9 protein-coding genes and 3 tRNA genes are annotated in these 10729 nt (G+C 54.4%); 3 read left to right on the forward strand and 9 right to left on the reverse strand.

The genetic code is table 11. From position 1 onward, the window contains the following. Nucleotide 1: 1 nt before the first annotated feature. Complete coding sequence (locus ACNKU7_RS15130) at nt 2-697, reverse strand: PspA/IM30 family protein (protein ID WP_418297835.1); 696 nt, start codon at nt 695-697, stop codon at nt 2-4. Beyond that, nucleotides 694-1098: a DUF2170 family protein gene (locus ACNKU7_RS15135; protein ID WP_418297836.1), complete on the reverse strand. Its 405-nt coding sequence runs from the start codon at nt 1096-1098 to the stop codon at nt 694-696. The genes ACNKU7_RS15130 and ACNKU7_RS15135 overlap by 4 nt, the downstream gene beginning before the upstream one ends. A gap of 134 nt (nt 1099-1232) precedes the next feature. On the opposite strand from ACNKU7_RS15135, the gene ACNKU7_RS15140 reads away from it, so the two are divergent. After that, nucleotides 1233-1517, forward strand: coding sequence for a DUF6471 domain-containing protein (locus ACNKU7_RS15140; RefSeq protein WP_418297837.1), 285 nt, complete (start codon nt 1233-1235; stop codon nt 1515-1517). Between the two features lie 14 nt (nt 1518-1531). Here the strand turns inward: ACNKU7_RS15140 and ACNKU7_RS15145 are convergent, their stop codons facing one another. Next, nucleotides 1532-4264: a DEAD/DEAH box helicase gene (locus ACNKU7_RS15145; RefSeq protein ID WP_418297838.1), complete on the reverse strand. Its 2733-nt coding sequence runs from the start codon at nt 4262-4264 to the stop codon at nt 1532-1534. A 179-nt stretch (nt 4265-4443) separates the two neighbouring features. Beyond that, entirely contained in the window at nt 4444-5652 is a 1209-nt protein-coding gene (locus ACNKU7_RS15150) for an RtcB family protein (protein ID WP_418297839.1), read from the reverse strand. Nucleotides 5653-5787: 135 nt separating this feature from the next. Between ACNKU7_RS15150 and ACNKU7_RS15155 the strand changes: the two genes are divergently transcribed. Next, entirely contained in the window at nt 5788-6525 is a 738-nt protein-coding gene (locus tag ACNKU7_RS15155) for a pseudouridine synthase (protein ID WP_418297840.1), read from the forward strand. 38 nt (nt 6526-6563) lie between these two features. Here ACNKU7_RS15155 and ACNKU7_RS15160 read toward each other — a convergent pair whose 3' ends face one another. The 5 genes from ACNKU7_RS15160 to ACNKU7_RS15180 all read right to left on the reverse strand — a co-directional run bounded on the left by ACNKU7_RS15160 (nt 6564) and on the right by ACNKU7_RS15180 (nt 10027). Further along, nucleotides 6564-7226, reverse strand: a complete 663-nt coding sequence (locus ACNKU7_RS15160) for a TrmH family RNA methyltransferase (protein ID WP_418297841.1) — start codon at nt 7224-7226, stop codon at nt 6564-6566. Next, complete coding sequence (locus ACNKU7_RS15165) at nt 7175-7765, reverse strand: HNH endonuclease (protein ID WP_418297842.1); 591 nt, start codon at nt 7763-7765, stop codon at nt 7175-7177. The genes ACNKU7_RS15160 and ACNKU7_RS15165 overlap by 52 nt, the downstream gene beginning before the upstream one ends. A gap of 41 nt (nt 7766-7806) precedes the next feature. Next, a tRNA-Arg gene (locus ACNKU7_RS15170) sits at nt 7807-7882 on the reverse strand. A 1043-nt stretch (nt 7883-8925) separates the two neighbouring features. Continuing rightward, a tRNA-Met gene (locus tag ACNKU7_RS15175) sits at nt 8926-9001 on the reverse strand. A 354-nt stretch (nt 9002-9355) separates the two neighbouring features. Further along, the gene (locus ACNKU7_RS15180) at nt 9356-10027 is read right to left on the reverse strand and encodes a hypothetical protein (protein ID WP_418297843.1); all 672 of its coding nucleotides are present in this window, start codon (nt 10025-10027) and stop codon (nt 9356-9358) included. 259 nt (nt 10028-10286) lie between these two features. On the opposite strand from ACNKU7_RS15180, the gene ACNKU7_RS15185 reads away from it, so the two are divergent. Continuing rightward, nucleotides 10287-10363, forward strand: a tRNA-Arg gene (locus ACNKU7_RS15185). The last annotated feature ends 366 nt before the right edge of the window (nt 10364-10729 follow it).

The following is a 10729-nucleotide window of genomic DNA, read 5'->3' on the forward strand; positions in this document are numbered from 1 at the left end:
TTTAAGCCTGAGAGCGTTTGGCCAGAAGCTGGGCCAGCTTATCGCTTCCGCTTACCTGGCCACCGGGCGCAATGCCGGCTGCCTTCAATTTGGCATCCAGGCTGGAGCCGGACTCATCAGCAGCCAACTCTTCAGCCGCCTCAAGTTCCGCCGCACGCTGTTGCTGCTTGGCCTTGATGCGCTCCATGCTGTCCAGCGCGGTTTTCACCTTGCTGTTCGCACCCATATGACGGGTGGAAACTGCAACCTGAGCCTTCTGTACAGACTCCGTGGCCTTGATCTGATCGATCTGCTGCTCCATACGGCGCACATTGGCCTTGGCCTTGGAGATATTGCTTTTCAGCGAGACCTCAGAAGTGTGGAAGCCCTGCAGCAGGCCCTGCTCTACTTCCAGCTGGGATTCCAGCTCTGCAACACGCTCGGCGCACTCGATCGCCAGGGCATCATCACCCTTCTCGCTCGCGGCGATGGCGTGATTGGTGTAGTTATCGATATCCGCCTGCAGCGCCTTTACCTTATTGTCCGCCAGTTTGCGCTTGGCCATGATTTTGGTCAGGTTTTCATCGCACGCCTTCAACTCAGACTTCGCATCGCGCAATTCCTGATCCAGGATTCGCAGAGACTGACTGTCGGCAATCGCCTCGGTACCTTCATTTACAGCGCCACGCAGCGCAGTCCAGATTTTTTTCAGGCTCATGCTACTTCCTCCAGTTGAAAATGTGCCGCGTAGAGATCCAGGAAGTCACCTACGTTGGCAAAAAGCGTTTCGATTTCTTCGATAACCACTTCGTCCTTGCTGGATACCGACAGCGCGCCGAATGCCACGTAGTAATCCTCACCACCGATGTTATTGATCGCGACTGTGGTCAGCGGCACCAACTGATGTGTCTGAAGAATCAACTTGTTCAGTGCAGCCTCGTCATCGACCTGGCTGACGGGGAACAGAATACTTTCTACGACGATCTGGCGTTCGCCCACATAAACAAAGGCATCAACGCCTTCATCGTTGGAGACGCTGAGGCAATCGCCCTCAGCCTCGACCACCCAGTCTGGGTGCTGCTCAGCAAGCTGGCGCAGATTTTCGTTGTTCCAGGTCATTTCAACTCCCTTGTTGATGTGGAATATGAGCCACGAATATAACAGCTAAATTTTAATGGTCAATGCCAAATAGACACTTTTGTTGCAAATAAGACACACATGGTTATTATGAGCAACAAACTAGAGAGGACACTATGGATCCGAAACAAAGCGTCGAAAACCACCGCGCCCTCACCCCCTACAAGCAGGCCATTGCCCGCTATGTGCGAGCCTCAATGGCACTGAAGAATGTGCGCTACAACGACCTTGCCGGGGCCCTGGCAGAACGAGGCATCACCGTCACGCCGGAGAACCTGCGCAGCAAAGTGAGTAAATGCATGTTCTCTGCCGATCTTCTCGTCGCCATCATTGATGTACTCGGTGTGGAAGACACGGCAATGCCCGAGATCCTCAAGCAGGCCAGAGAGACAGGGAAGTGACTGTAGCCGGGTAATCAATCAACCAACAGAGTATTCACCTCTGACTCTGGCACCCCCAGGTGTTCGAGCAATCGGGACACACACGCCTGCGGGTCATTTTCCCAATGCTGATACACCAGAGGTACCAGGCGTACACCTGCACGGTAAAGCGCCTGATATACGCCGATTGGGAAATACTCGGAAAAATCTCCGTTGTAGCCAATCAGGTCAATGCCCAGCACCTGCCCTGCCCGCTCACAAACAATATCAATCTCCCGGCCGGCGATGGTGAGCCCTACCCAGACTTTTATATCCCGGTCAGCCAATGCCGCTTTCACCTCGCCGGCAAACCGGCAATATATCGCTTTCTCCTCCGCGTTGTCATTGCCATGGTCGTGAGTCAGGTAGCGGGCCAACAGATTGGCCGGCGCCAGCGCGCATTCGTCGATGGAGTGGAACACGATTTGCCATCGCTTCGCACGGGTCACAGCCACATTGAACATATCTTCACGATTCAGATAGCCACCAGCCCGCCGGGACTCCCGGTCAATGGCAAACGACAGCAACATAAGATCACGCTCTTCCCCCTGAAAACCATAGGGTGTCGCAACCCGAACAGAAAAATCACCCAACTCCCTTGCACTCAGGGCTTTGCGCACTGCCTTATCCAGATACTCCGCCTGCTCCCGGAATGGCGACAGCACCCCGACGGAAGGCTTTATCGGCGCAGATGCATATTGATCGATATGCCGGCGAAGCTCGCGCACCACTTCCTCGCACTCGAGACGATTTTTACCACTGCCGCTTCTACTGCCGCCGACCTGGCGGAACTCGAGAGCTGAATTAGTGGATACGCCAGGGCGCGCCTGCATAATTTTCAGGCGATCGCCGTAAAAATACCGGTTACTGAAGCTGATCAGCTCCGGCGCACTCCGATAATGCTCATCCAGCATCGTCACGGCGGCCTGGCTCTCGATCACATCAGAAACCACATCCAGCAAAGACTGATCCCGGTATCCATACCGCGAGAGTGGTGAGGAACCCTCCAGGCAATCACGCCAGATCTTCTCCTGTGCCGAGGAAGACAGGAACGAAACGTGCCTCAGCTGCTTGCCATCGCCAACAACAACCGCGCGCTTTGCCCTCTGTAGGGCAGGAAGTGCACTGGCGATGTCACACTGTGTGGACTCATCGAAGATCACCAGATCAAACATCGAGGCATGGAACGGCAGTACCTGACTTACCTCATCCAAGCCCACCAGCCAGATCGGATAGGCCTGCAGAATCACCTCAAAGTCCAGTTGCGCAAACCGCTCGGCCTGACGCTTTGAGGTGCGCGACCTCAGCGCCTGATCAAACAAGGACAAGGCGCTGCGTTTTGTTTCAAGCAATTGCGCCAATCCGTCGCGCCTGAAGGTATTGAGGTAATCGGTCGCCGTTTTTTCAAATTGAACCCGGCGCGCAGCAATTGACTCAGCCAGCGCCCAGAGGGCATCCACACCACCGAGCGGCGCATAAAGAAAGCCTGCGATCCGGGCAATCCAATCCGGCATATCCGCGGATCCCAGCCGCCTTGCGATCCATAGAGCGCGCTCAAAGCGCCGCTCCTGCCGTTCGAGTTCTGCGCGCTCAGCAAGCAATTTATCGCGCGCGCCGGACAGTGATCCGGGCACCGAGCCCAGCCCTTCCTTAAGCAGCGTACCCAGATGACTCTTAAGGCTGTGAGAAAAGCCCCTTTCCCCAGCCCTGACCAGCCCGGCCTTCAACCCGTAATCCTGACTGAGCTTGTCCCCAACGACACTGATGGCCTGCGGTGTTTTGGAGACGATCAGCACTGATTCACCTTGCAGCATCCGGTCAATAGCCATTGCCGCGATTGTGAAGCTCTTACCAGTACCCGGCGGCCCGGACACCAGACTTAGGCTCAACTCGGCGGCATTGCGCAGAGCCTTTCGCTGGGCCTCGCTAAGCAACCCGGGCAGCATATGCGGCGTGCTGCGGGAAGCCCGACAAGCCTCAAGTCCGCCCCCCAGGATTTGCCGCAGTGGCGGCGACCAGGATGCGCTGTTTACGAGGCCGGCCAATTCATGCAGCACGCCACGTACCCCTCGGGATCGGTCAGCGAGCACCACACAACAGGCGGTAGACAGTTTTAGTGGCTCGTCACCCTGTTTCCTCTCCCGGGCTCTCGCCATAACCTCATTCTCGTTGAGCAGGCGCGGCCAGCGGCCCAGCTCTTCAAGGTCGTTCAGCAGGGAATATTCTTTCAGCCACCGACCGATTGCCGCTATCTGACTCGTATCAAGTGGCCATTGGGGAACCGGGAATCGCTCCACTGCAGCGGAATCGACGTCCGGATTCAATAGCGTGCGCAACAGAGGCAGGTTTGCGCGCACATCTGACGTGTCGACTTGCAGGAATGTGTCTTCGTCCCGGAGCAAGGTGGCCGGTGCGAAAATAAGCGGTGAGCAAATTTTCCGTTGCGCGGAAAAAACGCTATTGCCAGGCACGCTGCCCGTCACAACAAAAAGACCAAACAACAGTCGCCGCTCCCGGCGATAACTGTCAGCCAATTCGCACAGAGTGATCGCTGCATCATCTACCAGAGGTAAACGTGGCAACTGGCCACTCCCCAGCAAATCTTCACCATCAATAAAGTAGCGACGCGATTTTGGCAGTTTCTCGATATTTGAAATTGAAAGGTCGTAACTATCAGCCCTGTAACAGCGGCGAAAATACTCGATTAATGAACGAAACCTGTCTGACATGCTGGCAACTTATCCCTGGAGTGCCCGCCTATTGTATTCCTATCGATTGATCGCTAATAGTAATGAGGCCGGAAACCCGCGGAACAGCAAAAGTGGATCTCCAAAATTTGACCTGAGCCACCTCCAATCAGGTCAACGTTCTGGGGATCCGAAAGGCGATCGAAATCAATGGAATATCGCTACCCCTTCACACAAATGATCTGCCGCAACGTATGTACCACGTCGACCAGATCGCGCTGATTGGCCATTACCTGATCAATGTCCTTGTAGGCAGCAGGGATTTCGTCGATCACACCCTTATCCTTCCGGCACTGGACACCTTTGGTCTGCGCGGCAAGGTCTTCAATCGTAAAGCGCTTGCGCGCTGCCGTGCGGCTCATCCTGCGACCCGCGCCGTGAGCGCAGGAACAAAATGACTCGGGGTTCCCGCGCCCCCGCACGATATAGGATCGAGCACCCATGGATCCCGGAATAATACCCAGCTGATCCAGCCGCGCACTGATGGCGCCCTTGCGGGTGACGAAGACATCGCGCCCGAAATGCTGCTCCCTGACCACATAATTATGATGGCAATTGATAGCCTCAGATGTAAGGCTAAAAGGAGGCAGCTGCTCCTGAAGCGCGCCAACAACCAGCTTCATCATTTCCTGGCGATTTACCCGCGCATATTCCTGGGCCCAGTGAACCGCTTCAATGTACTCATCAAAATGTGTATTGCCCTCGCTAAAATAGGCCAGGTCTTTGTCCGGCAGGTTGTGGATATGCCCCTCCATGTCCCGCTTTGCCAACTGAATGAAGTGCTGCCCAATCGCATTGCCAATCCCGCGGCTACCAGAGTGCAGCATCACCCAGACGCGATTGGTTTCATCCAGGCAGATTTCAATAAAATGGTTGCCACCACCCAGAGTACCCAGCTGGGTTACCCAGGTATCACGGGGATCACGCATTTTTTTCAGCAGCGCCGGGTGCTTGGCAAACAGCAAGTCCGCGCCCGCCGCAAGCTCTTTCGCAGCCTCCTCGCGTGCATTGCGCCACTTATGCCGGGCAAAGCCTACGGGAACCCGGCTTTCTATTGCGTCACGCAGAGGTTTCAGATTGTCAGGGAGTTGATGGGCCTGAAGCGAAGTGCGCACCGCATTCATACCGCAGCCAATATCGACCCCTACTGCCGCGGGAATGACTGCACCAAGCGTTGGAATCACGGAACCGACGGTCGCACCGATTCCCATATGCACATCCGGCATAGCCGCAACATGCGAATGGATAATGGGCAGCTGAGCGATATTCTTCAGCTGTTGCAAGGCCGCCGCCTCTACATCGTCGGTATAAATTCGCACCGGGACAGTTCCCGGCGCGCCATTTTCATTGAGTACCACTTTTACAGGCATAACGGTCTCCCTGTTTCTGCCCCTATTTATAGATTGAAGCTACCTTGAAGGTAACTGCCATTGCCCGGTCTAGCTGTCGATTGATACGCAAACACTGACTATAATCAGGCACTTGTGCTTATTCGACGCTGCCCCATGAACCCGGAACTCCTCTACGAAGACCAGTACTTCATAGCCGCCTACAAACCGGAAGGCTGGTTAGTACATCGCTCAGACATTGACAAGCACGAACATCGCTTTTTGCTGCAATATTTGCGCGACCTCGTGGGCGCCCACTTGTATCCGATACACCGTCTCGACAAGCCGACCTCCGGTATCATTCTCTTTGCCAAAACACCTGAAATCGCTGCGGCCCTGCAGGAACAGCTGAGTAGCGACCGCTCCATAAAAAGCTATCTGGCTGTGTGCCGGGGCTACTGCCCGGAACAAGGCGTTATTAACCACCCACTAGCTCCTGTGAACGACTTCAAGCACCAGCGCAAGCGCCCGAAGGCCGATCTTCCACGACAGGAAGCCATCACCCGGTACCGGCGCCTCGCAACGATCGAATTGCCCATTTCCGTCGACCGCTACCCTAACAGCCGCTACTCGCTGGTTGAGGTGGAGCTGGTTACCGGTCGGCGGCACCAGATACGCCGTCATTTCAAGCATATTTCCCACCCCTTGATTGGCTGCCCAAAGTACGGAAAATCCCTACACAACCGTATGTTTGCCGAGCAATTTGGATGTGGCCGCCTGTTGCTTCATGCGTATTCACTGGAACTGGATCATCCAGTCACTGGCGAGCGATTGCATTTGAAAGCACCGCCCAAAGGCGAATTTCTCGAATTGTTACAGCGTTTTAGCTGGGCAATCCCAGGTGGGATAGGATGACAGCCGAAATTACACCCCATAGCGGCACTGGCTGACTTTTACCCCGTTTTCTTGTGCATCTTTCCCCGCACATAAGCCCGGCGCTGCTTTGTGACTTCGTACAGCACGATGCCCGTTGTTGTCGCAAGATTCAGGCTCTCGATGATTCCGCACATCGGGATATTGATACAAAACTTGCTGAGCGCAACAGCGAGGTCACTGATTCCGCGCTTTTCATTACCAAACCAGACAGCCAGCCGCTTTTGTGTGTAATCCCCTTCATGAAGCACCATGTTTTTATGCCCTTTCGCATGAGGGGAAGTAACCACCGAGTCGAACTGCTTATTCTCGAGGTACTCGAGGCAGGCTGAAGTACTGCGAAACGTTTTTACGAAACTCCAGCGAATTGCAGAGGCTGATATTTTCATCAGATTGCGTCGGTGCCGCATTTCCTCCCAGCTGCCGGGAAGCAGGCCCAGCGTATCCACCACGTAGACCTTTTCCACCCCCAACGCATTCACATTCCGGATTACAGACCCCACGTTTTTAATATTGCCCGGGCTCTCAAGCACCGCTATCAGATTCTTGCAACGGGCTTTTTTTATCCTATCTGCGCGGATGCGAAGGCTGCTTTTTTCTTCCTTAAGCTCCATGGTAAATCCCTGATAGTTCAATTCATCCGTAATACTGGTATCTGCCAGATATTTGGCTTCCCGTCCCAATCCCGATTCCGACTAAGCCCAGCCTTCAGGTAAGCCATCTGATCCGCCAGGATGGTGTGCGCCTGCAACAACACCGCTTCAAATCGATTGGGTACAAATGGCACCGCCAGCAGGGACATTCCCGCCTCTTCCGGCGTCTGGGCCCCTTTTGCCTGGTTGCAGCGCCTGCAAGCTGCGCAGGTGTTTTTCCAGGTGTCCAATCCCCCGCGGGATACAGGAACAATATGATCCCGGGTAAGCGCACTGCGGGGAAATTGCTCACCACAGTAGAGGCACAGGTACTGATCCCGGGCAAAAAGTTTTGCATTGGTCAGAGATGGCACTCTCACAGGGTTCCGGCTAACCCGGCAGCCCGCGATCACAGGTGCAATATCCAGAGAAGAACGCAGACCACTCCGGTTGTAACCACCATGCAGGGACTGGGGTGGTGAACCGAGCTCCCACAAAACCTGCTCTCTCGCGTACAGACAGGCCGCTGCTTCCAGCGAAATCCAGCGCAAGGGCATCCCCCCCGCATCCAGATACAGTACTCTCGCCATTGTTCCACCTCCTTTTGGAACGCCAGATGGCTGTAAATGAGTGGCACGCCCGGAGGGACTCGCCCCCCCACGCGGGAACTTAGAACGATCCTGCTCCGCCAATTGAGCTACGAGCGCCTTGTATTTTGACAAACGTTACCCGGTCATTGGTGTGGTAACCCCGCGCGATCAGGTACCGCATCGCCTGCCTCCGGTCCTCGGGTGATACCTGGTTCAATACCACCTGCGGGGGCAGTACATGCTTACCATTACACCAGGCGAGAAACCCAATCAGGCTCTCGCGACTCGATGTGGGCTGAATAATCTGCAACAGGCTTACGGGGTATTCCCGCATCAGCTGCTTAGCTCCCACATAGTTGCTCACATTCAGGCCCGCGCCGAACTCCCGGGCACCAATAATCAATCTCATAAGCACCCTCCTTTGGACTGCCAGGGTTTTAACTACCGTGTCTAACGTTTGGCCCGGCATAGTCTGACCATCGTTTACTGGCAATCACGGCCGGGCTAGAACCGACCACCTGCCGTATACAAAGTGACTGCTCTCGCCAACTGAGCTAAACCGCATCCGCGAATCGAAAAATTTTTAAACCGCGCACAGGCATCGCCCACGCACACTTTTTCCATGTAAAAGAAAACCCGGCTGGTGAAGATCACCAACCGGGTTCTTGCGTTTCATCGTCAAGCATCCGGTTGGCACGCAGCCGACCGGACAGGTCGCACTACGCCTTCATACGTTCACCAAAATTAATCTCGATTCCCAGTGGCATACTGCTTAATGGCTGCCAAACCAAGCTCCCGGGCAGCGCACAGGCATACAAATCCCGCCCCCAGCATGAGGAGTGATTTTGTATCGTCCTGTATTGATGCAAACCAAACATTGTCGCTACCCGATAAGTTGTGCCGCGCCGCGGCGGCTACCCAGGAAAATAGAAAACTCGGTGTTTAAAACACTTTTTAAAACTAACACGAAACCAGCCTTCCGCAACCCCAAAACACAAAAATTTTTTATATATTTTTCAATAACTTACAAAAATAAAGCCGAGTATAAACCTACCGTCGGTTCAGTATATAAATAGGGGCTTAAATGCCGGTGGGAGCGCCTTTCATACGCTCAGCTCAGACTCATTTTCAGCAATCTTCTCAACATACATTCCTTCCATTGGTAGTCCGTGGCGGATTTGAACCGCCTCCTCTCGCTTATGAAGCAAGTGCTCTTACCTGATGAGCTACCGGACCAGAAAACAAAAACCCCCCGCAGGCGAACCTACGGGGGGCTATGAATCCACACCGGAAGGCTCGCGCCTCCCGGATTTCAGGAGGACACTATTTCAGATTTTTCTCACTACGCACAATCGCACACCACAACCCTCGTGGTGCGGGTCGCGATATATGACGAAATCCTCTAAATAATGTACTCATGGCAATGTCCTGAAAAACCTGCGGAGAATATTAACGGTCTATCGAAATATAACAATAGCGTAACAAAAATAGATGTGCGTAATTCAACGTGAACCTGGTTACTGCGCAATGGAAAGAACCAAACGCGCCATATGGAAGCAACCATTAATAATGTCCAATCGGCGAAAGCCATCACATGCCATCTGGGGTTACCACTCGCTCCCGGTCGCAGACCTGGTCGTGGCGTTTTCGATTATCTCCGGATGGCCTGCGCCGCTTCCGGATCACAATCGGGGTGCGCCTTGCCAGCAGGTGTAATGCATTGATCGCGATCAGGAAAATTCCGCAGAGCTCCAGCAGCCAGTTGATTCGTACACCAGCCAGCTCATAGCCAATAAGGCGATCCATACCGTGAAACGATGAAGCGCGTACCGCTACGAAAGCCGCCAGCGCACACAAGCCGCAAATTGCCAGTACATGGAAACGGAGCAACCTCCTGTACTGGTATACCAACCAGGAGGACACCGCTACCCCAACAAGCAAGACGCCGAAGATAAATACCTCCTGGAACATGCGTCGACGGTCATAGAGGTCGAGCTCCCTGAACAGGGCCCGAAAGAAGTCTGTAAACAGCGTTTGAAGATCCAACTGTTTGTTCAGCCCAAGAAGCAGCATGGCGACGCTGATCAAAACCCACAACCGCCTCTGCTTGACCCGCCGCCCCTGAAACAGCCACCCGCTGCGCTTGATGACCAGGGCACCGAGGGCAAACGTGACAAAATAGGCCATTACGGTCAGCCAACCCATCACCGTGGGATCGCCGATACCCGGCCTCCAATCGATCTGTCCAAGAATGCTTTCCAAGGGGATCCTTCCGTTTGGCATCCGAAACTGGTCTGATTATAAGCGGGGAACGCGCTGGCATGCCCACAAGCTCCAAGCGAGGCCTACTAAAGTTGGCGCCAGATACCCCCCCCCGCCTGCGAACATATTGATTGGACACATCGCCGTCCAGAGGCCGCCAAAAATAGCTGCCAGCGTCCCTAACCTGCTGATTCTTATCATTTTTTAAAATTTTTACTTGACCAACCCCGGATCAATCCGTATCGTTCGCCACCTCAACGCGCTCGTAGCTCAGCTGGATAGAGTACCTGGCTACGAACCAGGCGGTCGGAGGTTCGAATCCTCCCGAGCGCGCCATACAAAAAAGGCCCGATCCAAATGGATCGGGCCTTTTTTGTATGGCAAGTTCGGGCGGTGGACGAACCTCCCAGGTTCGATTAACTCGCGACAGCGAGTTAAGACCGAGCACCGCGAGCCCGCAGGGGCAAAAAACACCCAAGTGTTTTTTGAGTCCATCCTCCCCCACCACCCCAAGATGACCAACCCCCAAAGGGATCAGGCCATTTTGTATCGCAAATTCAGGCGGTGGACGAACCTCCCAGGTTCGATTAACTCGCGACAGCGAGTTAAGACCGAGCACCACGAGCCCGCAGGGGCAAAAAACACCCAAGTGTTTTTTGAGTCCATCCTCCCCCACCACCCCAAGATGACCAACCCCCAAAG

The sequence above is a fragment of the Microbulbifer weihaiensis genome (assembly GCF_048323715.1).
Classification (GTDB): Bacteria; Pseudomonadota; Gammaproteobacteria; order Pseudomonadales; family Cellvibrionaceae; genus Microbulbifer.